21 protein-coding genes and 1 pseudogene are annotated in these 26,315 nt (G+C 41.0%); 13 read left to right on the forward strand and 9 right to left on the reverse strand.

What is annotated here, in order from left to right:
- Nucleotides 1-359: 359 nt before the first annotated feature.
- Nucleotides 360-1,688, forward strand: a complete 1,329-nt coding sequence (locus V7K49_RS19365) for an ABC transporter substrate-binding protein (protein WP_335206931.1) — start codon at nucleotides 360-362, stop codon at nucleotides 1,686-1,688.
- Between the two features lie 77 nt (nucleotides 1,689-1,765).
- On the opposite strand, the gene V7K49_RS19370 is transcribed toward V7K49_RS19365, so the two are convergent.
- On the reverse strand, nucleotides 1,766-2,518 hold the full coding sequence (locus tag V7K49_RS19370) for a hypothetical protein (protein ID WP_335206932.1): 753 nt from the start codon (nucleotides 2,516-2,518) through the stop codon (nucleotides 1,766-1,768).
- A gap of 893 nt (nucleotides 2,519-3,411) precedes the next feature.
- Between V7K49_RS19370 and V7K49_RS19375 the strand changes: the two genes are divergently transcribed.
- The 4 genes from V7K49_RS19375 (at nucleotide 3,412) to V7K49_RS19390 (ending at nucleotide 9,207) form a co-directional block, all read left to right on the forward strand.
- Nucleotides 3,412-4,101, forward strand: coding sequence for an Npun_F0296 family exosortase-dependent surface protein (locus tag V7K49_RS19375; protein WP_335206933.1), 690 nt, complete (start codon nucleotides 3,412-3,414; stop codon nucleotides 4,099-4,101).
- A gap of 1,095 nt (nucleotides 4,102-5,196) precedes the next feature.
- Nucleotides 5,197-6,258 (forward strand): uroporphyrinogen decarboxylase, encoded by a 1,062-nt coding sequence (gene hemE, locus V7K49_RS19380; RefSeq protein WP_335206934.1) that lies wholly within the window; start codon nucleotides 5,197-5,199, stop codon nucleotides 6,256-6,258.
- 174 nt (nucleotides 6,259-6,432) lie between these two features.
- Nucleotides 6,433-7,389: an NAD-dependent epimerase/dehydratase family protein gene (locus tag V7K49_RS19385; RefSeq protein WP_335206935.1), complete on the forward strand. Its 957-nt coding sequence runs from the start codon at nucleotides 6,433-6,435 to the stop codon at nucleotides 7,387-7,389.
- 219 nt (nucleotides 7,390-7,608) lie between these two features.
- Nucleotides 7,609-9,207: a B12-binding domain-containing radical SAM protein gene (locus V7K49_RS19390; RefSeq protein ID WP_335206937.1), complete on the forward strand. Its 1,599-nt coding sequence runs from the start codon at nucleotides 7,609-7,611 to the stop codon at nucleotides 9,205-9,207.
- Between the two features lie 89 nt (nucleotides 9,208-9,296).
- Here the strand turns inward: V7K49_RS19390 and V7K49_RS19395 are convergent, their stop codons facing one another.
- Together V7K49_RS19395 and V7K49_RS19400 are read right to left on the reverse strand one after the other, a co-directional pair.
- Nucleotides 9,297-10,385: a hypothetical protein gene (locus V7K49_RS19395; RefSeq protein ID WP_335206939.1), complete on the reverse strand. Its 1,089-nt coding sequence runs from the start codon at nucleotides 10,383-10,385 to the stop codon at nucleotides 9,297-9,299.
- A gap of 263 nt (nucleotides 10,386-10,648) precedes the next feature.
- Nucleotides 10,649-11,914, reverse strand: a complete 1,266-nt coding sequence (locus tag V7K49_RS19400; protein ID WP_335206941.1) for a tetratricopeptide repeat protein — start codon at nucleotides 11,912-11,914, stop codon at nucleotides 10,649-10,651.
- Nucleotides 11,915-12,690: 776 nt separating this feature from the next.
- Between V7K49_RS19400 and V7K49_RS19405 the strand changes: the two are divergent.
- Nucleotides 12,691-12,846, forward strand: a pseudogene (locus V7K49_RS19405) (DUF711 family protein); the annotation flags it as partial.
- A 2-nt stretch (nucleotides 12,847-12,848) separates the two neighbouring features.
- On the opposite strand, the gene V7K49_RS19410 reads toward V7K49_RS19405, so the two are convergent.
- Nucleotides 12,849-13,517: a 2OG-Fe dioxygenase family protein gene (locus tag V7K49_RS19410; protein WP_335206942.1), complete on the reverse strand. Its 669-nt coding sequence runs from the start codon at nucleotides 13,515-13,517 to the stop codon at nucleotides 12,849-12,851.
- Nucleotides 13,518-13,781: 264 nt separating this feature from the next.
- On the opposite strand from V7K49_RS19410, the gene sfsA reads away from it, so the two are divergent.
- The gene (gene sfsA, locus V7K49_RS19415) at nucleotides 13,782-14,507 is read left to right on the forward strand and encodes a DNA/RNA nuclease SfsA (protein ID WP_335206944.1); all 726 of its coding nucleotides are present in this window, start codon (nucleotides 13,782-13,784) and stop codon (nucleotides 14,505-14,507) included.
- A 196-nt stretch (nucleotides 14,508-14,703) separates the two neighbouring features.
- Here sfsA and V7K49_RS19420 read toward each other — a convergent pair whose 3' ends face one another.
- Nucleotides 14,704-15,105 carry a fasciclin domain-containing protein gene (locus V7K49_RS19420; protein ID WP_334872126.1) on the reverse strand — a complete coding sequence of 134 codons (402 nt, stop codon included), beginning with the start codon at nucleotides 15,103-15,105 and terminating at the stop codon, nucleotides 14,704-14,706.
- A gap of 770 nt (nucleotides 15,106-15,875) precedes the next feature.
- Between V7K49_RS19420 and modA the strand changes: the two genes are divergently transcribed.
- From modA to V7K49_RS19435, 3 genes are all read left to right on the forward strand, one after another.
- Nucleotides 15,876-16,730 (forward strand): molybdate ABC transporter substrate-binding protein, encoded by an 855-nt coding sequence (modA, locus tag V7K49_RS19425; RefSeq protein ID WP_335206945.1) that lies wholly within the window; start codon nucleotides 15,876-15,878, stop codon nucleotides 16,728-16,730.
- A gap of 63 nt (nucleotides 16,731-16,793) precedes the next feature.
- Nucleotides 16,794-17,357, forward strand: coding sequence for a hypothetical protein (locus tag V7K49_RS19430; protein WP_334872129.1), 564 nt, complete (start codon nucleotides 16,794-16,796; stop codon nucleotides 17,355-17,357).
- A 307-nt stretch (nucleotides 17,358-17,664) separates the two neighbouring features.
- Nucleotides 17,665-18,315: a PEP-CTERM sorting domain-containing protein gene (locus V7K49_RS19435; RefSeq protein WP_334722700.1), complete on the forward strand. Its 651-nt coding sequence runs from the start codon at nucleotides 17,665-17,667 to the stop codon at nucleotides 18,313-18,315.
- Between the two features lie 182 nt (nucleotides 18,316-18,497).
- On the opposite strand, the gene V7K49_RS19440 is transcribed toward V7K49_RS19435, so the two are convergent.
- Nucleotides 18,498-20,684 carry an FAD/NAD(P)-binding protein gene (locus tag V7K49_RS19440; protein WP_335206946.1) on the reverse strand — a complete coding sequence of 729 codons (2,187 nt, stop codon included), beginning with the start codon at nucleotides 20,682-20,684 and terminating at the stop codon, nucleotides 18,498-18,500.
- Nucleotides 20,685-21,287: 603 nt separating this feature from the next.
- Here V7K49_RS19440 and V7K49_RS19445 point away from each other — a divergent pair.
- From V7K49_RS19445 to V7K49_RS19460, 3 genes are all read left to right on the forward strand, one after another.
- Nucleotides 21,288-21,692 carry a 2TM domain-containing protein gene (locus tag V7K49_RS19445; protein WP_334872134.1) on the forward strand — a complete coding sequence of 135 codons (405 nt, stop codon included), beginning with the start codon at nucleotides 21,288-21,290 and terminating at the stop codon, nucleotides 21,690-21,692.
- A 524-nt stretch (nucleotides 21,693-22,216) separates the two neighbouring features.
- The gene (locus V7K49_RS19455; RefSeq protein WP_322653544.1) at nucleotides 22,217-22,540 is read left to right on the forward strand and encodes a phasin family protein; all 324 of its coding nucleotides are present in this window, start codon (nucleotides 22,217-22,219) and stop codon (nucleotides 22,538-22,540) included.
- Nucleotides 22,541-22,618: 78 nt separating this feature from the next.
- Complete coding sequence (locus V7K49_RS19460) at nucleotides 22,619-23,140, forward strand: FKBP-type peptidyl-prolyl cis-trans isomerase (RefSeq protein ID WP_334872136.1); 522 nt, start codon at nucleotides 22,619-22,621, stop codon at nucleotides 23,138-23,140.
- A 166-nt stretch (nucleotides 23,141-23,306) separates the two neighbouring features.
- Here the strand turns inward: V7K49_RS19460 and dnaB are convergent, their stop codons facing one another.
- The 3 genes from dnaB to gloB form a co-directional block, all read right to left on the reverse strand.
- Nucleotides 23,307-24,650 carry a replicative DNA helicase gene (dnaB, locus tag V7K49_RS19465; RefSeq protein WP_334872138.1) on the reverse strand — a complete coding sequence of 448 codons (1,344 nt, stop codon included), beginning with the start codon at nucleotides 24,648-24,650 and terminating at the stop codon, nucleotides 23,307-23,309.
- Between the two features lie 127 nt (nucleotides 24,651-24,777).
- Entirely contained in the window at nucleotides 24,778-25,236 is a 459-nt protein-coding gene (gene rplI / locus V7K49_RS19470; RefSeq protein ID WP_335206947.1) for a 50S ribosomal protein L9, read from the reverse strand.
- A gap of 280 nt (nucleotides 25,237-25,516) precedes the next feature.
- Entirely contained in the window at nucleotides 25,517-26,290 is a 774-nt protein-coding gene (gene gloB, locus V7K49_RS19475) for a hydroxyacylglutathione hydrolase (RefSeq protein WP_334872140.1), read from the reverse strand.
- Between the last annotated feature and the right edge of the window lie 25 nt (nucleotides 26,291-26,315).

Genomic DNA, 26,315 nt, shown 5'->3' on the forward strand with positions numbered 1-26,315 from the left:
ATGCTTACTGGCTATGGATTATAAAATCTGTTTCTTAAGAGTTTACCAGATCAAAATACAATACATTAGAGGAAGACTTTTTGCTTGCTTCCAAATACTCTAAACCTTACTCGAAGTCGTCGTATTCTAATGCAATGTTGTATATTTTCTTGGTGTAGTTTAAAGAGAGTGAAGTGATAGATATCCAACACATCTCAAAATAGAAAAAAATATAAATCGAAATCCCTCATATGAAGTTTGTCGGCTCATGATTACCAGTCTCCAGATTGATATCTGGATTCTTAAATTCATCCTTTATCCTTCATACTTGAACTTTTATCTTTCATCCTTCAGATAATGAAATTGGTTAACTACTTGGCATGAACTTTACTCTTTTTCAACCCCAAAGTCAGAATTGTTCTCGCCAGTTGATTAATTCTGCTTGGCGGCTTTCACTTATGATAATTTTTCTTAGTACATATCTCATATTTTTATCCGGTTGTCAGGGAACATCTGCAAAGAATGACGGAGTAATTCATCTAAGCCTATGGCAATCAATCAATCCTCCTGCTAATCGGGATGTGTTTGAGAAACTAGTAAAAAAATTTAATCAGACTCATACTGATGTCCAGGTGGAATCTATCTTCATAGGTCAACCCCAATTACCAAAAATATTAACAGCAGTTGTGGGCAATACATCTCCAGATATTCTATCATTCGATCCTCAATTAACAGGTCAGTTTATGGAACTAGGGGCAATTCGACCTTTAGAAGAATGGCTGGACAAATTGCCATTGAAGTCGGAAATTAGCCCCAACCTATGGGAAGAATTAAAATTAGACGGTCATCTTTGGTCAATCCCACTTTGCACGAGCAATTTAGGCATTTTTTACCGACCTAAACTTTTCCAAGCTGCGGGGATTACGCAAATTCCTAAGACTTGGGAAGAATTCAGGAAAGTTGCCAAAAAATTAACCATAGACCGGAATGGTGATAATCGACCTGAACAATACGGAATGTTATTACCTTTAGGAAAGGGAGAATGGACTGTCTTTAGTTGGTTCCCCTTTTTATTGAGCGCTGGTGGAGAGATTGTAACAAATAACCACCCAAATTTGACGAATGCAGGAGCGATCGCAGCCTTACAATTTTGGCAAGACATATTAAAAGATGGTTCAGCAACACTTTCCCCTCCAGAGCGAGGTTATGAAGAAGACGCTTTTATTGCAGGTCGTGTTGCTATGCAGATCACAGGCCCTTGGACTTATATAATGAAGTCCAATGTTGACTTTAAAGTATTCCCCATACCTGCAAGTGTGAAGCCTGCTACGGTGACAGGCACTGGAAATATGTATTTGATGAAGACCACACCAGCAAGAGAGCAAGCTGCACTCAAATTTTTAGAGTATGTTTTAAGTGAAAAATTCCAAACAGAATGGAGTATAGGGACGGGTTTTTTACCAGTTAACATTAAATCTGCCCAAAGTCAGGCTTATCAAGAATTTCTCCAGCAAAAACCTGTCTTGAAAGTCTTTATTGACCAAATGTCAGTATCAGGTTCTCGACCAATCATTCCTGGCTATAGTCGCTTGTCTGACAGTTTAGGTCGAGCCATCGAAGCCACGATGCTAGGTGCATCTCCAGAAACAGCACTCAAACAAGCCCAAGCAAACCTCGATTCAATTTGGGATTCCCTACAATCTAAATGAAATCTGAAATCCTAACTAAGGCTTCCTTTTTACTGACCTTGCAAGAACTAGTTCTTAAACCCGATGCTTAATTATGATCAACCAGAAATTCCACTTTGGCGATGTGAATTTCTTTTCAAGGTACACAAGCCAATTGCTGGTACAATCCCCAGAATTATTGCTGTAAATCCTTGTCCACTCCAATACAATATGAGAGTCCGGTTGGGTTCTGGAATCAAATTTTGCACAAGAAAAAGCAACCAAACCAAAATACTAATTAATAAAAAAGAGATTGAAGGTAAAAAATTCCACCACCAAATGCCTACTGTATATCGCCTCAGTACCAGCCATTGGCAAAGTCCCAGCCAAATACCAGAAATTATATATGCGATCGCAGACAGAAATCCAAAAATAAAAGTTTGTTCAGGAGATAAAGTTTCATTTAACGATGAGGCTATGGTTGAAATGTAGTTAATCCAGGCTGTAGAAACACCGTTGGCAATCAGCCAACCGACGCTAGTAGCAAATATCCACTGCAAACCCGGTAAATATCGGTAGATGACAAGGGCTTGGTCAGCGGCGAAAATCACGGCAAATACAACGTTGCTGAGACTTCTGACCAAAATACTCCATGTTTGTGGTTGGAGAGCAACACTAGGTGAAAAGCTTTCCAGAATAATTTTCTCTAAAGCGATACTGGCAACGCCACCCACAACCCATCCGATCAGGGTCATTAAGGTAAACTGAATAAAGAACCTTTGTCGCTGCGATCGCGGAATCAAAAACTTTCCTGGCTTAGGGTCACTATTAGCAGATGCAACACGATCGGGACTGTTAGAGTCAGTTTGCATAGGAAGTTAGGGGAGTGAGGGAATAGGGAGATCAGGGAGATAGGGGAGCAGGGGGAGAATAACCAATACAACTCTTGGAGAGGCTGCGCCAACGGCTTCTCTACGAGACGCTACGCGTAGCTTGCTTCCCCGTAGGAGTACGCTCAGTACAAGTGCCCAATGCCCAATCCTCAATTAAATATTGATTCTTGTTTTACCCTATTTCTCACTCGCCAGTCCCTATTTTCCATTCCCCACTCGCTACTCGCCACTCCCCCAAGGCGGGCATATTATGTCAATAATAGCAATTTATTCTCAATAGAGTCGAAAATAATCTCATTAACTTATGCTTATTGCTAAAGATTTAGGGGTAGGCCGCAATACTTCTCGGATAAGAATCGTAGATTGGGTTGAGCGATGGCGAAACCCAACGAACGGTTGATAATATTGGGTTTCGTTCCTCAACCCAACCTACTCCTAAATTTTATTGCCGTTTAACCGAGAAGTATTGAGGTAGCCCGTCGTAGACATCGCTTTGAGTTTCGGAAACTAAACCAAACGAGAAATGGTGATTCTTTTGTTCGTTCTTAACCTTGGTTGTGATCAAGAGTAATTTAGATGCGTTTGTCCTGCCCACTAGAATTGTACAAGAACCTTCACTTAATCTTTAAAGATATTTTAGTATATATACCGTATCTTTTGCGAGTTAAAAAAATCACAATAGGATTACAAAGCATCAAGATAAACTTACATCTTCGAGCTTGTTGTACCCAACAACAGTCATTTAGAAGGACATAATAATCTTTGTGATTTTATTCTATGTTGTTGGAGTAATAAAATCAGTTTTTCATAGCTGGGTTTCAAGAAAGGTTCAGTCTTAATTATCTTTGTGTTTCTCAAGGTTTATTACTAGAATGCTGCAAAAATTATCCTTGGCTTTAGTAGCAACATCTGTTGTAGTCATCAGTGCAAATCCAGCCAGTGCCGTAACTCTGCAAGTCAACAGTGGCCCGTTTTCTAGCTACTCTAATACCAAAACTATCACCTTTGACGATGGCACAGCAAATGATCCTAATGGATTTGTTACCTACTCTAATATTACTACTAACATTGTTCAAGGTAGTGTATCTGGTCAATACGCCTCACCTTATGGGGATAATACCAAATTTTTAACAATTGCTCCATCAGGTAGTAATGTTGCAGGCGACAGTGGGTTTGTCAATATTAACTTCAAAGAAGCTGTTAATTACTTCGGTTTTTATGCAGGCTCATTGGATAGTTACAACTATATTGACATTTACAAAGGTAATCAGTTGTTAAAGACCTTTAGTGGTGCAGATGTGCCAACTGCTATAGCTGATGGTAGTTGGACTAGCACTCAAGCTAATATGTTTATCAATCTTGTAGCTGGAACAGGAGAAACATTTGACCGAGTTGTGATGCGCTCAGATGGTATTGCTTTTGAAACAGATAACCACGCCTATAGACTAGCCAGCCAGAGCATTCCCGAACCTAATGCGATGTTAGGTGTGTTAGCAATAGGTGCTTGTGGTATGACTTCACTCTTCAAACGCTCACAACATAAAGTGACAGTGAAAGCATAAATTTATCAGGATACCCGTTGAAAACCCTTAAGGATGTGTCTTTACGCCAGGTATAGAGACACATCTGTTACTTGTCATGCACTTTTCCTCATGCGTTCCCTTCATGCATAAGTGAGAGGTGCATTTCTACGTGGTACTTAAAACGATGATTTCATGGGATAAGTCAAAAAAACAATAACTTGTAGCGCTAGCTGGCATTAATGTTGTAGTCAAGCCAACCGAGCGCTCATATCCAAAATATTTAAAATACTACTAATACGTCATGGCAGAAATTAACCTACGATCTGGAATGGGTAAAAAGCTTACGGTATAAGTATTTTTTATTTTGACTTATTGTACTAGTACGCCACGGCGTAAATAGAGCAACCATTTAAAATCCCTAAAAAGCCCATTCCATAATACTTTTGACTTTTGACTTTTGACTTTTGACTTCCGCCTTGCGGTACTAGTTATCTAATGTTTCGCACCAAAAAATTTGGTTGACCACAGCTTTTTTGCGAACCTTTTAATATTTCCGCTTTAATTCTGGCGGTAATTACTGTTTATGGGTGTCTGCTGAGATACCTGCAATTTGGGACACGTTGTAAAGAAAGATTGCAAATAATGCTTTATTAATTTACTAACTTACTCAAAATTGATCGGGAGCGAATCAAAATTTTGTCTGGTAAAATCAAGCTTTCATCTCAATAGCCCTTTAGATTTACCCATAAATGGCCTTTTTAGGCGTAGGCGTAGCTCGCACTTCTCTACGAGACGCTGCGCGCAGCTTGCTTGCTTCACCGTAGGGGTACGACATGGTTCGACTGCGGCTCCATCGAGCGTTCGCGTAGCGTCTCGTAGAGAAGCCGAGATGCTCACCAGCCGCTCAGTGACCATCGTAGACATCGCTTTGAGTCTTGGAAACTAAACCAAAGGAATAAATACTAATTTTTTCGTTGGTTCTTAACCTTGGTTGCGATCAAGAGTAATTTTAGATGTGTTTGCCCTGCTACTCACCTTTTCCTGACAAGTTGCTAATAAGCTAATAAAGTGTAATTCATAATGATAAGCTAAACAGTGGCATAAAAAAGTCACTCTTTAGGATCGAAGTAATAAATGGGTGTTTCTTCAACGACTCCTCATCTCTTACGGGCTGCTCGTGGTGAAGTAGTAGATCGTCCCCCTGTATGGATGATGCGACAAGCGGGACGATATATGAAAGCATATCGAGACTTAAGAGAGCAGTATCCTTCGTTTCGCGATCGCTCGGAAATTCCAGATGTAGCAATTGAGGTTTCCTTGCAACCGTGGAGAGCCTTCCAACCAGATGGAGTAATTTTATTTTCTGATATTGTCACCCCATTACCTGGTTTGGGTATTGACATGGACATTGCCGAAGGTAAAGGGCCAATCATTCACTCGCCTCTGCGGACTCAAGAACAAATTGATCGTCTGCGTCCCTTAGAACCAGAAGCAACTCTGCCATTTATCAAAACAATTTTGCAGACGCTGCGTTCTGAAGTAGGCGATAAATCAACGGTGTTGGGCTTTGTAGGTGCGCCGTGGACGTTAGCAGCTTATGCAGTAGAGGGAAAAGGTTCTAAAACCTACTCCATCATCAAAAACATGGCATTTTCAGATCCGATGATACTGCATCAATTGTTAGCTAAATTAGCAGATGCGATCGCCATCTATGCCCGCTACCAAATTGACTCTGGTGCTCAAGTTGTGCAAATGTTCGATTCTTGGGCGGGTCAATTGAGTCCTCAAGATTATGACACCTTTGCTCTCCCCTATCAACAGAGAGTTTTCCAGCAAGTCAAGCAAACCCACCCCGATACACCTTTGATTCTGCTAGTTAGCGGTAGTGCGGGTGTGTTGGAAAGAATGGCACAATCTGGCGCTGATATTGTCAGTGTAGACTGGGCAGTGGATATGGCAGATGCACGGGCAAGATTGGGCAAGCAAGTCAAAGTTCAAGGAAATCTTGATCCAGGCGTGCTATTTGGCTCTAAACAGTTTATCCGCGATCGCATCCTCGATACCGTTCGCAAAGCTGGCAATTGGGGTCACATTCTCAATCTTGGTCATGGTGTATTACCAGAAACACCAGAAGAAAATGTCGCTTTCTTCTTTGAAACCGCAAAGGAACTGAATCTTGCAGGAGTTAAGAGTTAGGAGTTAGGAGTTAGGAGTTATGAGTTATAAGCTATTAAGTTATCAGTTGTGAGGTGCAGAGTTATTTGAACTCCTCACTTATAACTCCTAACTTTATTTTTAACTTCTGATTCGGAACTTTTAACTCCATTTTTAACTCTTCACTTTTAACTCCTTACTTTTTATAAATTCTCTATGAGCCAGAAACGGATTTTAGTGACTGGTGCAAGTGGTTGTATAGGTCATTATTTAACAGAAGCTTTAATTAAGGAAACAGATCACGAACTGTATCTGCTAGTTAGGAACCCAAGTAAACTGCAAGTTGATACCAAGGCACGTTCAGGCATCAACGTTTTGCAAGGTGATATGCAAAATATTCGCCAGTTTGCTGATTTACTATCAACAATTGATACGGCGGTACTCACAGCCACAGCTTGGGGTGGTGATCAGACATTTGATATTAATGTCGTCAAGACTATAGAGTTGCTCGAACTGCTAGATCCAGAACGTTGCCAGCAGGTGATTTATTTTTCGACAGCTAGCGTTTTGGATCGCTACAATCAACCATTAAAAGAAGCCGGGGAAATTGGGACAGATTACATTCGTTCCAAATATGACTGCTTACATAAGATATCGAAATTAGCGATCGCACCCAAAATTACCACAGTATTTCCCACTTTAGTATTGGGCGGTGATGCCAATAAACCCTATTCTCACCTCACATCTGGCATTCCAGAAGTTACGAAATATATTAATTTAATTCGCTTTTTGGAAGCAGATGGCAGTTTTCACTTTATCCACGGACGAGACATTGCCACTGTCGTGCGATATTTAATTGCTCATCCTGCCGAAAATGATCAACCACGTCGGTTGGTTTTAGGTCAAGCACCGTTAGCTGCTAATCAAGCAGTGGAAGAAGTTTGTGCTTATTTAGGCAAAAAAATTTACTTTCGCATTCCCATATCTTTAGCATTAGCTAATTTAATTATTGTTCTGTTCCGCATTCAGATGGCAGCTTGGGATAGGTTTTGCATGAACTATCGGCATTTCACGTATGAAAACTTTATCAATCCCGGTAGTTTTGACTTGCCAAATTATTGTGCAACCATGAGTGATGTTTTAAAAATTAGCGGTGTTAAAGCTGCTAAGTAGCTTATGCAATAAATTACACTAATTATTGAGATAAGCCTTGTGATTACTAAGTGTAGTTATCATAGCGAAACACTTAGTTTTGACGGCTGTATTCTCTTTATTTGTTCCAATTTCAGAGAAAAATATTAGTGCTAAACTAGAACAACTTTAATAAAAAGTCAATAACTCTTAATTTTCGTTAAAGTTAGATAACAATCAAAGTGTGAGGATTTATACTACATGCGAATTTTGTTAATGTATCCAATATTTCCCAAAACCTTTTGGTCATATGAAAAAATCTTAGAGTTAGTCGATCGCAAAGTTTTATTACCACCTCTGGGTTTAGTAACAGTAGCGGCGATTCTACCCCAAGAATGGGAATTCAAGCTGGTCGATCGCAACATTCGCGCAGCAACAGAAGCAGAATGGGCATGGGCAGATGTAGTAATCCTCTCTGCGATGATTGTCCAGAAACAAGATTTACTTGACCAAATTCAGGAAGCAAAAAAACGTGGCAAGCTAGTTGCAGTTGGCGGTCCCTACCCCACTTCTGTACCTCACGAAGTTGAAAATGTTGGCGCAGATTTTCTGATTCTGGATGAAGGGGAAATCACGCTACCCATGTTTATTGAGGCAATAAAAAGGGGAGACACATCTGGCACTTTCCGGGCCACAGAAAAACCTGATGTGACAAGCACACCAATACCCCGCTTTGATTTATTAGAATTGGATGCCTATGACATGATGTCGGTGCAATTTTCGCGCGGGTGTCCTTTCCAGTGCGAATTTTGCGACATTATTGTTCTCTACGGACGCAAACCGCGTACCAAAAACCCAGCACAACTCTTGGCAGAGTTAGATTACCTCTACGAATTGGGTTGGCGGCGGGGTGTGTTCATGGTCGATGATAACTTTATTGGCAACAAGCGAAATGTAAAATTGTTGCTGAAAGAGTTAAAAGTCTGGATGGCAGAACACAAGTATCCCTTCCGATTTGACACTGAAGCTTCAGTTGACTTAGCACAAGACTCAGAAATGTTGGAGTTGATGGTTGAGTGTGGTTTCTCGGCGGTGTTTTTGGGAATCGAAACGCCGGATGAGGATAGTTTGCAAATGACCAAGAAGTTTCAAAATACTCGCAGTTCCCTAACTGAGGCAGTGCAAACCATCACCAAAGCTGGATTGCGCCCAATGGCTGGGTTTATTATCGGCTTTGATGGCGAAAAAGCAGGTGCAGGCGATCGCATTGTCCGCTTTGCAGAACAAGCAGCTATTCCCTCTACTACCTTTGCCATGTTACAAGCGTTACCGAACACCGCGCTTTGGCATCGCCTGAAAAAGGAAGGACGACTGCGGGAAAATCAAGATGGCAACATCAACCAAACAACATTGATGAACTTCCTTCCCACCCGTCCCCTGGAAGAACTTGCACGAGAATATATTGAGGCATTTTGTACTTTATACGACCCAGTGCAATACTTGGATCGTACCTATCGCTGTTTCTTGATGATGGGTTTGCCGAGTTGGAAAGCACCAGCCAAAATGCCTGAGTGGATAGTTATTAGAGCGCTGCTGACTGTAATTTGGCGACAAGGAATCAAACGGGAAACTCGCTGGAAATTCTGGCATCATTTGTTCAGCATCATCAAGCGTAACCCAGGAGTTGTTGAACATTACATTGCTGCCTGCGCCCACAATGAGCATTTTCTAGAATATCGCCAAATTGTGCGCGATCAAATCGAAAGTCAGCTAGCTGAATATTTGGCACAAGGTACAGAAAAGCCATATGTGCTAGTGAAGAAAAAAGTAGAGGAAAAAGCTGAAGCAGTAGTCAGTTAAGGGTGGTAATGGGTAATAGGTAATAGTAAATAAATTACTTATTACCTGTTCTTAATTAAAAGTATATGAATGCAATATGTGAATTTAAATTACTTTACAACCATGCGCTTAAAATAGTACTCTCCTAACTTGAGTAGTAGGGGGAGAAGTGGTGTAACTACAGAAAGCAAGTATTGACGGAAGGTTGTAACATCAAATGGCCACACAGGAAATTCATTAGTCAATGTGTAGAGAGAACGCAACTCTTGAAGTTTGGTAGCTTCTTTCTTCAAAGTTTCTCCATCGCTACTCAAGCTTGTGTGAATACGCTTATAATCTGCTTGAAAGTGCTTCGCAATCTCGCTTAGTAATTCTTCTTTAGCTTTTTTCATGCCTCTGCGGGCAGCAAGGAGAGGGCCAAAAAAGCATACTAACGATATGGGAATATAGAGTAGAATTGTTAAATTAAAATACCAGTACTCCTGCGCTATTCCTTGACTAATAAATTGATACTTACTCAGTGTTATCATTGTACCAAATATAGCAGCTAGGTAAGCTGTATTCAGTGAATATCGGCTCAACGGACTCAAACCGCCACAGTGATCAGGATGAAGTGGATTGATTTTAAGTTGCTTATTATCCTTACCCAAAAGTTCATGCAGTAACCAAACATTAGTTGTTAGGTTTAATACCACTATACTTCCTGCGTAAAATATTGCAACAGCGTTAATCGCACCCGTCAGGGCAGGAATTCCTCCATCAGATCCTGTCCAGTTATAAACATCTTGCTGTACGGAGAAATACCAGATTCCAAAAGCGATTGCTGTTCCTAACCCCAAAAATTGACGCCACGACTTTTGGTAGGGCAATAATACCAAGTTAATTTCTGCTTCGGCAGTGTCAACAATATCTGATTGTTCAAGGTACTGAATTAGTCGATAGATTGCCTTAAATGACCATAGGTAGTAGCCAAAGATGACTGGATTGAGCAAGCAGATCCACACCCAGGCAAACCAATCCTGTAGCAATCCTAAGTGTTTTTCATGCAATATTAACGTCTTAGTTGCCGTAGCAGCAATTAAATAAAGTCCAGATGTAATAACAATTGAGAGTATTCCTAAACTGACAGGTGTCAATTGGCATTTGTCAATTAACCAACGGGCTACAGGATCAGCGCGATAAAAATCTTGCTCTTGCATACTGTTTCTTAAAACTTATATGCTATCCTCTTTTTTCTAATTATTCTTCCAAATTATACTTATGTTTATTTATGTCTACTTATATTAGCTATTTTGCTTTTCCAATCCCGCACTGTCGCCCTCAAACTCGCAATTTTAACTAAACTTTGAAACCTTGCTAATATAAGGTGTATCTAGTTTCATTAGAAAGTAACAAGTGATTAATCGCATTTTCACCCGGATAAGTGTACGGGTGAATTTACGTGTGTAGTCACATTTATATTTTATCTACCGCGATCGCGTTCTAAATCATCAATCACTTTTTGCAAATACCACTCGTCTGACATCCCAGGATAGTAATCCTGCTTCTGCTGAATTAATCGTTCGGCAATTTCCCAATATCCCCCAACCATTCGCAAAAGTCGCTGACGTAGCAGGTTATATTTTTGCTTTTTTGACTCAGGACTAAATTTTTGGATTTTTTCAAGGCTACTTAAAACTTGTTGATAATTTACCCAGTCTTCTTGTTCACAAAAGATACTCGCCGCCCGTTGATAATCTTCCAGAGCATTTTGCATTTCTTCTAAACAAGTATAGGCAATGCCGCGATTGTAGTAAGCTTGAGCATCATCAGGATTGATTTGCAGCGCTTGGGTGTAATCTTGAATTGCACCGAGATAGTTACCCGTTGTCCGATAGGCATTACCTCTGGCAATATAGACTAAGGGATCTTCCGGTTGCATCTGAAGTGCTTGGTTAAGATCCGCGATCGCACCTTGATGATCTCCCAATACAGAACGGGCTTTGCCTCGGTTGCGATAGACAATCGCATCTTGAAAATTTAGTCGCAATGCTTGATTAAAATCTGCGATCGCTTCTCGATAATTTCCCATTTTACAACGCACAACCCCACGACAGCAGTAAGCTTGGGCATCTTGCGGATCGGCTTTTAATAGCCAATTTAAATCGGCGAGTGCCTCTTGTGTATCTCCCTTTTCAGCCTTTTCTAATAATTGCGTAAAATAATCATTGGTGGATAAAATTGGCGTATTGGTACGCGATTGCTCAACGGCAGGTTTTTCTTGGGGTTGTAGCTGTTTAATTTGTTCCAGACACAGACGACAATTGTCTTTATCCTGTTGTTCTAAATATAATTGTGCAGCTTTTTTAAAGTTAGCGATCGCATCTTGAATATAACCCTGTTTGCGCCGCACTATTCCCCGCAGATTATAAGCAGCAGCGTAATTGAGATTTAAACGAATAGCGCGTTCAACATCCTCTAGCGCCCCCGGCAGATTTTTCAGCGTCACCCTTGCTAATCCACGACAATAATATGCCTCCACGCTTTCAGGATTAAGCTTCAGGGCTTCGGTATAATCTGAAACAGCATTATGGATTGCTCCTGAGTCATAATGTGCCAAACCCCGTTGCAAGTAAGCTTCGGGAAAGTAAGGTGTCAGTTGTAAAGCATGGTTAAATTCCTCAATTGCTCCAGCATAGTCTTTTCGCCTAGCCTTTTCCAATCCTCTATTGTAGAATTCGTCATTCATGGCATTTGTTTAGTTGATTCAGTTAGTTGAATTCCAGCAGGCTTGTTTCGTAGCCTAACCTATCCACTTACCTTTAATATTCTAAGTATTCAACGTGGCTTTGGTTCATTTCATATTTTCAGTGAATTCAAACGAACACACCGCCCTAAGTTGTTATAAATGGAATTCACCCAATAGAATATTGTACACGTCCAGATTTTGGAGTTAGATTTAGTGCAAATCCAGGCTAAAACTTTGATTACTCCTAATCAAGAATAAGTTATCCGAATGAAAATTATAACAATCACAACAGGTAGATCAATTCAATCTCTATAAAAGAGGCAAAAAATTAAGCAAGCTGTTGAGTTTAATCAGCAAGCTCAGATTGTGTTTGAAAAACAAAGGATATAAAGTACAAACAACTAGAATAGCCACTAATACCTGGGAAGAATACAGCAATCCTAAATGAGTCGTGAAAATCTCCAATTCCTCTCTCTTCACTCTCTGCGCCTCTGCGGTTAATTTATTTTTACAAATGATTTAGGACTGCTATATCTACAAGGCTTGTCGAAAATCGAAGTTATTAATGAAATTAAAACTCTTGAACAACTTTGCCAAATTTTAAATACGTTATGGCAGCAAACCTGAAACTATAGATATAATTTCAAATATCTACAAAAATACATCGATTATTTATTGCTCAAGCAAAATTGGCGACAGAGAAAGTGGGATAAACTTTGAGAATGTCAAATAATCTGCCAAAGCTATTAAACGTATTTCCCAAGAAAGTCAAAGCAATTGTAGCTTTATTAATTGATATGGCAACTTTAGCTATCAAGTTAGATAAACCACTATCAGCCCGATTATTTCCAATTCTAAATAAAAAAGCTGGGGAAATGACTACATTCAATTCCCCATGTCTCGTAGATTGTAAAATATTTATAGTTAACTAGAATTATTCTGAAAGCAAGCTAGGAGAAGTCAGTACAAAAACATCCCAACTTCCTTGAGCATTAGTTTGTGGTTTTATGGGATTAGCGAAGTGGAAAAAATCATGGTCATTAACCAATAAGAGTTCCCCTGGATTTAGAACTTTGCTAAACACAGGCTTTTCTTTTTTGGCAGTATACAAATGTGTTTCTCCGCCTTCAATATTATCTCTATTTACTGAGAATATGCCAATAAAATCAGTACCATCTTGATGGATACCTTCAGGCGCTGGATTACCCGAATTATCTGGTGAACAAATAATTCTAATTTGATGAACTCCGATTTCAGCTTCCGGATGAATTTTACAAGAATCAGTAAATGCTAAGACAAGATTTCTGAAAATATCAAGTTCTATGAGTGCATCATCCAATTCTGCAAACTCTCTTTTTACATCACCCACTAATCGATTATACTCTTTACTTTGAAAGAAGTGGCCATGAGGTAATTTGATTAACTCATTTCCAGAGACTGTGAACCGAGATAATCTTCTCGAACGATAATTGCCTTTAATATAAGGGTCAATAGGCATATTACTAAAAAATGGCTTGAAACCTTCTAGATTTACCGAATTTACCTTTCTGAGAGTAAACAGAAAAGCATATTCTAATTCCATTGATGTCCCCACTTTTTGCATAGGATTTACCTCCTTGCACGTTAAAATCCTCCCAGATTTTTCTTCATGGGAGGCTTATAACACCTAGCATATGCTACTTTTTATTAATATGTTGTCAATTTAACTACAAAAATTGACCTTTTGTGGTATTTAAAATGACTTAATTTCTGTCACAGAGTGGAGTAATGCTCATGGGTGTATAAGTAGCTGCTGAAAAGATTTGCTGATGGGCGTTCGGTCGGGAAGAAATCGACGTATATTTACTAGCAGCAACAAGGTTTCATAATGATTGATTGGCTTTACCGTTACCCACCTTTGTATCCGGGTATTCTGTTAAAACGCTACAAGCGGTTTTTTGCTGACGTTCAACTTACTTCTGGCGAAATAGTGACAGCACACTGTCCCAATACAGGGCCAATGACTGGAGTATCGACTCCCCAAAGTGCGGTACAGCTTTCCAAAAGCGATAATCTTAACCGCAAATTGGCTTACACTTTAGAACTAATTCAGGTAGATGATAACGAGCCGACTTGGGTAGGTATAAATACTTTTTTGCCCAATCGGGTGGTAAAGCTAGCTTTGGCGAAACACCTTTTCCCAGAATTGGGCGACTATTACCAAATCAAGGGCGAAGTGGTTTATGGGCTAGATAAAAAAAGTCGAGTGGATTTTTTCTTGACAGGGAGTGATGAGGAACGCCCGATTTATTTAGAAGTGAAAAATACAACTTTCTCTGAAGGGAGATTAGCGCTATTTCCTGACACGGAGACTACAAGAGGACAAAAGCACTTGCGAGAACTAATGGCGCTGCTACCTCTAACTCGTGCGGTGATGCTTTACTTTATCAATCGTAGTGATTGTACTGAGTTTTCCCCTGGCGATCGCACAGATCCTGTATATGGTAAATTATTACGGGATGCGATCGCACTTGGTTTAGAAGTCTTACCTTGCCGTTTTGACATTTCCCCCGAAGGTATCCGTTATTTGGGTTTGGCAAAACTAAAAATTTGATTACATCTAATCAAACACTAGAGACGTTGCAAGGTAACGTCTCTAAACGCATGAAACAATAAATCCATCTAGACAATATCTAGATGGACTTATTGGTAGTTGATGTTTACTAAAAGACATCCAACCAAACTGTAATCAACAAACGACTATAGGTAGTCGCCGCCCCACAAATAGCATTCGCTATTCTGAGGTTTGTTTATGCAGGAATCAAAACTGTGTCAATCACGTGGATAACACCGTTATCAGCAGCAACATCTGCTGTTGCAACTTTTGCATCATTGATCTTAACGCCATTAGAAGCGTCAATTTTTACATCTGAACCTTCAACTGTTGTAGCTGTCTTCAGTTTAACTACATCAGCAGCTAGTACCTTGCCTGAGACTACATGATAGGTCAAGATTTTCTTCAGCTTTGGAATATCTTTCAGTAATGCGTCTACTGTACCTGCTGGAAGCTTCTTAAACGCTTCATCAGTGGGTGCGAAGACGGTGAATGGGCCAGGACCTTTCAGTGTATCTACCAAACCAGCAGCTTGGATTGCTGCAACTAGTGTCGTGAAAGAACCATTATTAGTGGCAGTGTCAATTATGTTGGCCATGTGCTTTACCTAGTTCTGTGTAATCTGTTACAAATCTAAACTATTTATTTCATAAAATCTATCTATCGTTAGACGTATGTCAAGTAAAATATTTTATTGATAAGATTGAGGATTGTAAATATTTTTATACAAACAGAGAATTATATCTATATTGATGATCCAGGCGGATGAGTTATAAGCACTCCTGGATGCGTAGTTTACCACCGCAGGCATCGCTCCTTTTTCTACACAGATGTAGAGGCGATGCCTGTTTAGTAGTGTCAGCGCAGCAATTTAATTACCAAATAAATCAGTATATAGATTGGTATACGCGCCTTATTTTTAAAATATTGGTACTAAAAAATTTTAATTATTTACGATTTAGCTAATAACTTGATGATAAAACCCTTGTTTTACAAGCAAATTAGCTTTTTTTATAATCTCAAGATAGATGCGTTTGCCCTGTTGTCAGGGTTTGTTAACCAAAAATATTGGTAATGAGCGTATTTAACTGATAATATTTCATCACTAAATACATTTCACTCGCCGTTTCTGTAATCCTACCTGGAAACAATAAATTTCCATCACACTAATGCTTTTAGCAATTGTGATTGGTCGTTTATTTCCAGAATAGATTATGCGTAGGACTTACGTAAAAACCCTCTCAAACTCTCATTTATCCGTATACTCTGCCTTCCTTGTGTATGGTTGGTTTTTTCGTTGCCTGTACGTAAATTATGTATGTGAGCAATAAGATCCTTAGGTAATATTTTCCCCAAACTATGACTTTCATGAACAGAAGAAGACTTATTACTTGGATTGCTACGGCAGTTACCAGCATGATGCTGGTAATTGGCTTACAGTTTGTCAATTTTTCACCAGCAAGTTCCGCAACTACACTTAACGTGTATGCGGCTGTCAGCTTAACAAATGCGCTGAATGCTATTAAGACTCAGTACCAAAATGCTAACCCAGGTGTCAACGTTGTTTATACATTTGGTGCTTCTGGTACGTTGCTCAAGCAAATACAAGCAGGAGCACCAGCAGATATTTTCATTTCTGCTGCCAACGACCAAATAAATGTTTTGCAGAATTCAACTCCAAGTAAATTGGTTGCAGGTAGTCGTAAAAACGTCGTCAAAAACAGTCTAGTTTTGATTGTTCCTACGACATTTCCGATTAGTACTGGTAGTGCAGGTCTCACTAACTTCAATGGGTTGACCAACGCCAACATTACTGGCATTGCTATAGGTGATTACAGAGGTACTCCCTCAGTTGTGCCAGCCGGAAATTATGCCAAACAAGTTCTTACTAAGCGAGGTATTTTCACTACTCTAAGTCCTAAATTATACCTTGCTAGCAATGTGCGTAACGTTTTAACTGCTGTTGAAAATAAAACTCTTGTAGTTGCAGGTGTAACTAAAACTATCAGCGCAGGTGCCGTTTACAAAACCGATGCTGCCATTTCTAAGAAGGTAAGAGTCGTAGACAGTGCGAAAGTAGCAGAGAGTGATACGATTGTCTATCCACTGGGTATACTCACCAGAACTAAAGTTTTATCCACGGCACAAAGTTTTTCTAACTACTTAAGTGGTAGTACTGCCAAGAATATCTTCAAAAATAATTATGGCTTTGTCCTGCCTTAATGACTGCAAACTAAATCAATTAAGTACTCGTTGTCGTGATTGAACTATTTGGAGTAATGTCTCGTGAAGTTCACTAAAAAACTCTCAATTATTGTTTGTAGTCTGAGCACTGCCTTGCTTCATACTGCTGTGATTACCAATACTTATAAGTCAGCAGCACAAGCGGAAGGAAAAGAGCTGATTTATAACGGGGGATTTGAAATCGACCCTCTGGCAGATCCTAATAATCCTAACGGTGTAAATCCTAATGTTACTGGATGGCTTAAATCTGGCGCTACAGGTACTACAATTAGCAACTTTCCTCACACTGGTAACCAAGGTTTATCGCTTGGTGCATTTTCAGGCATTAGCTACATATCACAGACTATCCCTACAGTTGTTGGTCGACACTACCAACTTACTTACTATTTTGCATCCATAGAGGAGCCACCTGACCTTGAGAATAAATTTCAGGTTTTTATAGGTGGAAAGAAGGTTTCTGTTAAAAAGGATACTGCTTTTCAACCTTATACGCGATACACCTTAGATTTTAGAGCAAAAAGAAGATCCACAGAGATAAAGTTTGGTTCCCTAGCAAAGTATGCGTTTTTATATTTGGATGATGTGAGTGTCAAATCTACACCTTAACAATCAAGGAAAAAACAATGGGGATAAATAAACCACAGATGACAAGCTAACCTTATTGTCTTAGAAGCCCAAAATGGCTGGCTCCATAGTGTCGACAATGCCACTGAAATTCATCTGATTAAAAAACTCCATTATGGGTTTATAGAGAGATTGCCTTAAGTGGATGAATCATTATCCATATCAATAGCTAACTCTCAGAAACCAGAATAAAATGCTCAGTTTGATTGACACTACTTAGAGCCAGTATGGATCTAACTATCAACTTGTTTTAATTGTCTGAATTTGGAATTATTTGGAGTCAAGTTTTATGAAGTTAACTAAAAAACTCTCAATTATTGCTTTTAGTGTTACTACTACCTTAATTAGCACTGCTGTAATCACCAATACTTATAATGCAGCAGCACAAGCGGCAGAACTTGTTAAAAATGGAAGCTTTGAACTCGATCCGCTCGTAGATCCTAATAATCCCAATGTTACAAATCCTAATATTACAGACTGGACTAAGTCTGGTGATCCGATGGATATATCAGGGATAAGAATAAGCAATTTTCCTCAGCATGATAGTGGTAATCAGGGCTTATCACTTAGTGGATTTATAGACCTCAGCTACATATCACAGACCCTTTCTACACAACCTGGTCAGCAATACGAACTTAGTTACCATTTAGCATCTATAGATGAGGCCCCTAACCTTGATAATCAATTTCAGACATTTGTAGGTGGAAATAAGATTTTTGATCAAAAAGACATTTCTTTTCAACCATACACGCCATATAAGTTCAATTTCACGGCAGACGCATCATCCACAGAGTTAAAGTTTGGGAATTGGGATAAATATGGATTCTTATACTTGGATAATGTGAGTGTAAAACCTGTCCCTGAGCCATCGACTATTGGAGGAATAGCAATTGCTGGACTATTGGGAATATGGCTGAAGAAAAAGAAGGCAATTAGCTAGAAATAATAGCCCTTTTTTGTCACTCTCGGAAAACAACAGAGCGTAGACACGCAGCGCCTTGTCGTTAGACATCGCCATACAATCTCAATAGAAAAAGTGCATCACCGATAGCGTAGCGTTAGCGACGCAGGAGCGTCACAGCCTGTTGTAGACATCGGCTTACCCATTCCATAGCTAAATTTTCAAATTTGATAGTCCAATGCAACTAGAACTTTGCCACAATGCTGATTTGCAGGTACAGCTTCCAGCATCTTTTTAGGTTTGGGTAAGTTGAGGTTTTTCATTAATTCGATGAACTGGTTGCGGCTGCGTCCTGCAAACCGAGGATTCCAGCACTTTTCCTCGCCAATGGTGGATACTGTCTGTCCCTGGTAGTCGTGACCAGGATATACCAAGGTGTCATCCGGTAATGTGAATAGCTTCTGAGTAACGGCATCATACAGTGATCCAGCGTCGCCGCTTTGGAAGTCGGTACGACCACAACCCCGGATGAACAGGGCATCTCCAGTTAATAGGTGAGTGTCGTTGACTAAGTATGTCATGTGGCTGTCAGTGTGACCAGGGGTAGCGATTGCCCGAATCTGCACGTTCCCCAATTCCAACATATTGCCATCGGCAATGTACTGGTCTGCACAGGTAGCCGCTGCATTCTCAGGTAGAATCCCCAAACAACCCGTAAGTGATCTGAGTCTGTCTGTCCCAGTAATATGGTCGGCATGGATGTGGGTTTCCAGACAATAGCGCAGAGTCAGCCCCAATTGTCGCAATATCTGAAGATCACGTTCGACCTGCTCCAATACAGGATCAACTAAGATAGCTGTTTTACTTTCTGGGTCGGCAATTAGGTAAGTATAAGTACAAGATTCTTTATCGAATAGTTGACGAAAAAACATAGCAGGTTTCTTTAACACGAAAGTAGTAGCATCAGGTTTTGGATTGAGGGATTTCAGTAACTCCTGTGCCAAACTTGCTGCTTGAACCCGAATTTCAGGAACAGCGGTGGTTTCCCAAAGATTGCCCTTGCGCGGTGTCCCCAAGGTGTACAGCATTTGAGATGCATTTCCATCTGCATCGATCAGCGCACCATTTCGGGCAGTGTCGATTCCCATTGACAATGTGTTAGGACGGATCAGCCGTTGTTCTTGGAGGCTAGCGACCAATGGGTGCTGCAATCTGAGGTAATCACAATTTGCGCCGGTGCAGTTGACAATTCGCTTAACTTGCAAAACGATATCTTTGTGCGTCCCCCGTTCACAGATTTTCACATTCACTCCATTCTCAAACTCCTGACAACTTTGAATCCGACCTGCGTAATGGATCAGTTGACCAGACTCCATTGCAGCATCCAGTACTTCGGCAATTTCTTCAGCAATCCGATGACGGTGAACTTCCCAGTAAGCTTTGACATGGCGCAGAAATCGCTTCTGTTCCGGCAATGGCATTGCTTGCCAAAGTTCTGGAATAATTGGGCGGATGGCATCGATTACTGCCCGCCAATCTTCAGCCAGTCCGTTGCCGGGGTTCCCGCGGTTGTAGGAACTGGCGTGTCCTTGGGTAAGAGCCTCACGCAGTTCTTGACGTACCAGATGCAGCAGTCCTCGCGCCGTTTTGGGTGCAGTTTCTACATCAAGAAATGCCGGATAAGCAGTTGTTGATTTGTGGCTACAGGGCATCAATCCGTGCCGCGAGACGGTATGAATTTGTCCCTGGAACCCTTGGTGGTGCAAGGCAACAACCGCATCTACCATTGTTAACCCAGTGCCCACCAGCAGAATAGCATCCTCTGGATTTAGGTCAGCGATCGCATCAGCAGACCAAGCATCTTTAACATGGTCGTTCTTGAGAGTGGCAATTGGTCTAGGCAGAATTGCCGGGAAATTGCCCAACGCTAACACCGCCTTTTGCACATGCAAACATTGACCACTGCTCAGGTACACTATTGTATTATCAGATTTTGTTTCGATGGCGATCGCTTCATCCACAATCTTCTCTAGCTGCACATTAGCTGCTGCATTTACCTGTGCTGCTTTTAAAGTCGCCTGCACATAGTCCCCATAAACCCGACGCGGAACGAAGGTACATGGAGTTACCTGTTCATACCCGTTGCTGTGCAGCCAGTTCAGGAAGTGATTTGGTTGATCATCAAATGCGCTCATCTTATCCGCTGGCACATTCAGCAAGTGAGAGTCCACTGGTGTCCCGTAAGCAACTCCTCTACCTATTTCAGAATTACGTTCAATCAACTTGATGGACAATGGCATGGTTGCGTTGCGTAAAAGATTAGCTGCAACCAGAGAACCGCTAAAGCCACCACCAATGATGGCGATCGCAACTGGAGAGACGGTTAGGTTAAAAATGCTGTTGTTCATAAAACGTGTGAGTTGCACTTGCTGCTTTCTACTGATTAATTTACGGCCGATAAACTGAAATTTCCGCTTGTCGCAAGCTGTTAGGCGGATGAATTGACTCAAAAAACCACATACACACATGAATAAGTGGGAATTGCACTTGAGTGTCCAATTCTGTAAATCGAGAGAGTGGCGATCGTCATATTACACAAACTAAAATCTAGACGAGACAAGGTTTTGAAACTATTTATCTAACATTGATGTGTCTATTGCATCCAAATTCGATGCAAATACCGGGGTTTTTAGTTAACATCAAAAAACCTTTCAAAAGCGAGAATTTTACCTCTACAATTGTCAATATTTTCTGACACTACTAGTATTCAAGTTTTAGATAATGTTTGGCTTAATGTCATAAAAGCAATATAGAGGTATTGACAAATACAGTCGCCCTAAATCGATTGTGAGAAAATAATAAGGTTGTGAATTTAACTAAATATTGGGTGCAAAATGTGGAGGCGTTCGCGTAGCGTGCTGGAGACATTCGCTAACTGAATTGACCGAAGTCTATCGAAAACTTCATGAAATCAAAAGCACATTTACACACAAAATTATAAGGTAATTAAAATGACTTACGATTCTGAAGATGTGCAACAAATCCTTCAAATAGCACTAACTCGTAAACAGGAAGGTGAATTTTCACGAGAACAGCTTGTAGAAATGGCATCTGAGTTAGGTATTTCTTCTAATATTTTGGAAACAACCGAACAAAAGTGGTTAGCTCAACAAGAAGAGGAACGTTCGCTACGCACATTTAATACTTTCCGACGCAGAGGCTTTTGGGCACACTTTGTTTCCTTCCTAGCGGTGAATTTATTCCTCATTCTCTTGAATTTAATAACTAGTCCTAGTTATTTTTGGGCTATCTTCCCAGTATTAGGATGGGGGTTAGGACTATTTTTTCATTGGTGGAGTGTTTATCAGACTAAAACAGAGGATTACGAGATAGCCTTTCAGAAATGGCGTGCATAAATTTAACTTTTCCCTACTTTGAAAAATGGAGACACCAACGCACAGTTATGCAGCCCTACGAGTTGGGAGTAATTTTTCACCTACAAATGGGGAAATTTCCGTACTTGATACTCTGCTGACTTCACTATTGGATAAGACTCTCCCAGTGCTTGGATGAATTTATCTTCAATAGTCTGCAAATCTGCTTTGGGTAAGGCTTTCCACTGTTATCGCATTGCCCAACGAATGATCAGGATAACTTCTGTGTGGTGATTGGGGCTGATCCAAACCTCTTTACCGAGAAATCTAGCATATTCAGCTAGCCCTGTTGTCCAAATTGTGCGTCCTTCTGGATAAAATCTTCCCGTAAATCTGGGACAACCTTAAACTTGAGGAGTTCTATAACCACGCCCTTTGAACCCTGTGTTTACTAATTTGCCAAAATAGAGCTGTAGGCTAGAATAACTACGCTTTTAGCATAGCTTGATTGCCTATACTCAGGAGCAAGGGTCGGCTGGTTTGAAATAAGTAAAAGGAAGGGGAGTATGGACAACAACAACTGGTTGCAACAGCTAATGATGGTGGGCCTTGGCACAACGTCTTTAGTAGCAGAAAAACTGCGCCAAGTCAGCGATGATTTAGTTAAAGACGGTAAGCTCAATCCTGAGCAAGCCAAGGCGGTAATAGATGATATTGCCCAGCAATTAAAGTCGGAACAGGGAAACTTGGATGTCCAAATGCAACGGCAAATGCGAAATATGATGCAAGATTTGGGGGTAGCTCGTCAGTCGGAAGTGGATGAACTGCGGGGTAGAATTGACCGTTTAGAGCGGCAATTGCGCGATTTGGAAAATAAGCTTTGGCGTTAGGATGTCCTTTCTGATTTAAACTAAATGTGTCCTGTTGGTAATGTTTTTGCCAGGATACCTAAGTAAGGAGAACTGATTTTGAAACCAATTTTCCTCAGCGTGGCGTTCATGCTGGTGTGTGTTGTGCTGTTGATTGTGGGGCAAGTAAGCGGTAAACAGAATACTGCCATTGCTGCCCAGTTAACCCAAACGCCGTCAGCGCCCACAACTGTAACTGAAAACAATATCTTAATTGCGAGTAATACTATGTCTGATGCTAATGCCGTAACTACCCCCTCTGGATTAAAGTATGTCGAGTTAAAAGAGGGGACTGGGGCGACTCCTCAACCTGGACAAACGGTTGAAGTTCAGTATGTCGGCACTCTAGAAGATGGTACTAAGTTTGATAGTTCACGCGATCGCGGTCAACCCTTCAGCTTTAAAATTGGCGTCGGACAAGTAATCAAAGGTTGGGATGAAGGACTTAGCACCATGAAAGTAGGTGGTCATCGTCAGTTAATCATCCCCTCAGAGTTAGGCTATGGCTCTCGTGGTGCTGGTGGCGTGATTCCACCTAACGCCACTCTGCTATTTGATGTGGAATTGCTGGGAGTTAAGTAGGAACTAGGGCATGGGGCATGGGGCATGGGGCATGGGGCAATTCAATTTTGGATTTTGGATTGATGATTTTAGATTAAATTTCAATTCTTTAATCCAAAATCGTTCGACTGAGCGTAGCCGAAGTCTAAAATCTAAAATTCTTACTCCCCAGTCCCCAATTTAATAGCTAAATTTTTAAATTTTGAAACTTTGTAAATTGTGGATTAAACAAAAGTTTCGCAGTCCCTGTAGGCCCGTTCCGGTGTTTAGCTATAATTACTTCTGCAATGCCGCGATCAGGAGTATCTGGAGAGTAATATTCATCGCGGTACAACATTATTACTAAATCCGCGTCCTGTTCGATCGAACCCGATTCTCTTAAATCTGACAACATCGGACGCTTATTAGTACGCGCTTCCACCCCTCGACTCAACTGAGATAAAGCAATAACTGGTACAGATAGTTCGCGTGCTAAACCTTTAAGTTGACGCGTAATTTTTGATAATTCTTGAACTCGATTATCGCCTGCTCCTTCCATCAATTGTAAGTAATCTATTACAATTAATCCTAATTCAGTTCCAAGTTCAGCTTGCAGTCTTCTTGCCTGACTACGCATTTGTGTAACTGTAATATTCGGCGTGTCGTCAATATAAATTGGCATCTCTGAGAGGATACCAATAGCACGGCTTAAAGGTTCCCACTGTGTTTGGCTGAGGCGTCCAGTTCGCAGATAAGTACTTTCAATTTGCGCTTCGCTAGCTAATAGCCGTTGTGTCAGTTGCTCTTTTGACATTTCCAAGCTGAAAACAGCAACTGGTAATTTATAAGAAGCGGCGATGTTATGAGCTAGGTTCAAGCAGAAGGCCGTTTTTCCCATTGATGGCCTGCCAGCAACAATAATCAAATCAGAACGTTGAAAGCCACTGGTCATGGCATCTAAATCATAAAATCCGCAGGGAATTCCAGGTAAGGCGATGCCTTGATTTCGATCCTCAATATCCTGGAAATTATTAATTAGAGTATCAGAAATGTGAACTAAACCCGATTGGGGACGTTCTTGAGTAACACCGAAGACCTTCTGTTCTGCCTGATCTAAAACAGTTGGTAACTCGGTTTCTGTCTCGTAACCAAGATGTACAATTTCATTGCCAGCTTTAATTAACTGTCGCCGCAGGTATTTTTCCATCACTAACCCTGCTAAGGCGTCGATGTTCACAGCCGACACTGTGCGGTCTACCAGAGTTGCTAACTTATTTCTACCACCAATGCGGGCAAGGATCTCATGGTCAGTCAGCCAACTTGTGACAGAGAGTAAGTCTGTGGGTTTACCTTGGGCATGGAGCCTCACAGCTGCTTGATAAATATCTTTGTGAGCGCTAATGTAAAAAGCTTCTGGAAGGAGGCGATCGCTAACTCGACTAATCGCTTCTGGATCTAGCAAAATACCCCCCAAGATGGCTTCTTCTGCCTCGATATTTTGGGGTGGTAAGCGATCGCTACCATCGCCTTGAAAACTCAGTTCTTCAGCCATAAACGATTTTAGTTTTGAGATGAAAGCTAGTTAGGAGTAGAGAGACGCGATTAATCGCGTCTGTACAAGAGTTAGGAGTTGTTTTTACCCTTGCTTCATCTGCTCCTCCTGCTCCCCCTGCTGTCTTTTAGCTAGCGACGACTTGAATATCGAGTTGTGCCGCTACTTCAGAATGGAGCTTGATTTCGGCTTGATAAGTACCAAGGTGGTTAATATCAGGGATGGTAATTCCACGCCGATCAACTTCTTGACCAGTGGCTGCCTTAATGGCATCTGCAACATCTTGGGTAGTAATAGTACCGAAAATTGCTTCGTTTTCACCAACTTGCTTGGCAATTGTCAAGTTGCCAACTTTTTCTAAAGATTCTTTTTGCTCAAGGGCTTGTTGTCTGAGTTCTAATTGCCGTTGACGCTCTTGCTCACGACGGCGTTCTACTTGCTTGAGAATACCAGGAGTGGCATTGGTTGCCAATTTCTGGGGAATCAGATAATTACGAGCGTAGCCAGGAGCTACTTCCACTAAGTCACCAGATTTTCCCAGCTTGGTGATATCTTGATTTAAAACTAACTGCACACGTTTCGCCATCGTTTTTCGTTTTTCCTGTAAAATCTGATTAATTTGGGTTTGGGTAGGATAGCTCACAATGTCAATGCTGTATTCCAAGCTTCTTTGCCTATACCCTAAAGCTTACAGATCGTAGCGAAAGGAAGGGTGCGATCGCAACTATTAACGCTAGAAAATTGAAGGAGTGGGCAGTGGAGAGTGGGGATGAGGGAGCAGGGGGAGCAGGGCAGGCACGAGAGCAGGAGAAGGATAACAAACAATGCCCCATACTTCGACGCCGCTCAGTACAAGTGCCCAATGCCTAAAAGTTATTTCTCATTTCCCGTATACGCGCAAAGGTTTGGACTGCATCACTACTCTTAACAGTTAATTGTAATGATGGCTGATCCCAACGTAAAAAGGGATTGGTTCGCTTCTCTACTGCCAGTAGCGAGGGTATGGTAGCTTCTCCTCGACTACGGTAAGCTTTGACTTCATTGAAGCGTCTTTGTAAGTCGGCATTGTCGCCATCCACAGTTAGGGCAAATTGCAGATTTTTTAAGGTGTATTCGTGGGCACACCAGACGCGTGTATCATCGGGTAGAGAGCGCAGTTTGCTTAAAGAGTCCACCATTTGGGTTGCTGTTCCTTCAAACAAGCGACCGCAACCGCCAGAAAATAGGGTATCGCCGCAAAATAAATCACCTGTCTCACCAGCTTTTTCGGGGGGAAAGTAGTAAACGATGTGAGCGCGGGTATGTCCGGGAACGAAGACAACTTCAGCTATGTGGTCTGCAAAATGGACGCGATCGCCTTGTTGCAAAAACACCTGCTGTCCCGGAATTCTACCACGATCCTCGGCTCCTCCATAAACTATCAGTTGGGGGAATTGTTGCATTAATTGCTTATTACCACCCACATGATCGTTATGATGGTGTGTGTTGAAAATTGCTACCAACTCAGCTTTTAATTCTGCCAGTTTCTTTAATACTGGTTGAGACTCTGCTGGATCGACAACAGCAGCGATATTTTGTTTGCGATCATGTAACAAGAATATGTAGTTGTCTGAGAGTGCTTCCAAACGGATTACCTGCATTACCTCTGCCTCCCTTACAACATAA

Origin of the sequence: Nostoc sp., from assembly GCF_036919675.1 — a bacterium.
Lineage (GTDB): Bacteria > Cyanobacteriota > Cyanobacteriia > Cyanobacteriales > Nostocaceae > Nostoc.

Bases quoted from the DNA above. Each gene is read 5' to 3' on its own strand.
- V7K49_RS19410 (WP_335206942.1), bottom strand. From the start codon at position 13,517: ATGCAAAAAGTGGGGACATCAATGGAATTAGAATATGCTTTTCTGTTT.
- V7K49_RS19400 (WP_335206941.1), bottom strand. From the start codon at position 11,914: ATGAATGACGAATTCTACAATAGAGGATTGGAAAAGGCTAGGCGAAAA.
- V7K49_RS19375 (WP_335206933.1), top strand. From the start codon at position 3,412: ATGCTGCAAAAATTATCCTTGGCTTTAGTAGCAACATCTGTTGTAGTC.
- gloB (WP_334872140.1), bottom strand. From the start codon at position 26,290: ATGCAGGTAATCCGTTTGGAAGCACTCTCAGACAACTACATATTCTTG.
- V7K49_RS19455 (WP_322653544.1), top strand. From the start codon at position 22,217: ATGGACAACAACAACTGGTTGCAACAGCTAATGATGGTGGGCCTTGGC.
- V7K49_RS19435 (WP_334722700.1), top strand. From the start codon at position 17,665: ATGAAGTTAACTAAAAAACTCTCAATTATTGCTTTTAGTGTTACTACT.
- V7K49_RS19420 (WP_334872126.1), bottom strand. From the start codon at position 15,105: ATGGCCAACATAATTGACACTGCCACTAATAATGGTTCTTTCACGACA.
- V7K49_RS19385 (WP_335206935.1), top strand. From the start codon at position 6,433: ATGAGCCAGAAACGGATTTTAGTGACTGGTGCAAGTGGTTGTATAGGT.
- sfsA (WP_335206944.1), top strand. From the start codon at position 13,782: ATGATTGATTGGCTTTACCGTTACCCACCTTTGTATCCGGGTATTCTG.
- V7K49_RS19445 (WP_334872134.1), top strand. From the start codon at position 21,288: ATGACTTACGATTCTGAAGATGTGCAACAAATCCTTCAAATAGCACTA.
- V7K49_RS19370 (WP_335206932.1), bottom strand. From the start codon at position 2,518: ATGCAAACTGACTCTAACAGTCCCGATCGTGTTGCATCTGCTAATAGT.
- rplI (WP_335206947.1), bottom strand. From the start codon at position 25,236: ATGGCGAAACGTGTGCAGTTAGTTTTAAATCAAGATATCACCAAGCTG.
- modA (WP_335206945.1), top strand. From the start codon at position 15,876: ATGAACAGAAGAAGACTTATTACTTGGATTGCTACGGCAGTTACCAGC.
- hemE (WP_335206934.1), top strand. From the start codon at position 5,197: ATGGGTGTTTCTTCAACGACTCCTCATCTCTTACGGGCTGCTCGTGGT.
- V7K49_RS19390 (WP_335206937.1), top strand. From the start codon at position 7,609: ATGCGAATTTTGTTAATGTATCCAATATTTCCCAAAACCTTTTGGTCA.
- V7K49_RS19395 (WP_335206939.1), bottom strand. From the start codon at position 10,385: ATGCAAGAGCAAGATTTTTATCGCGCTGATCCTGTAGCCCGTTGGTTA.
- V7K49_RS19365 (WP_335206931.1), top strand. From the start codon at position 360: ATGAACTTTACTCTTTTTCAACCCCAAAGTCAGAATTGTTCTCGCCAG.
- V7K49_RS19440 (WP_335206946.1), bottom strand. From the start codon at position 20,684: ATGAACAACAGCATTTTTAACCTAACCGTCTCTCCAGTTGCGATCGCC.
- dnaB (WP_334872138.1), bottom strand. From the start codon at position 24,650: ATGGCTGAAGAACTGAGTTTTCAAGGCGATGGTAGCGATCGCTTACCA.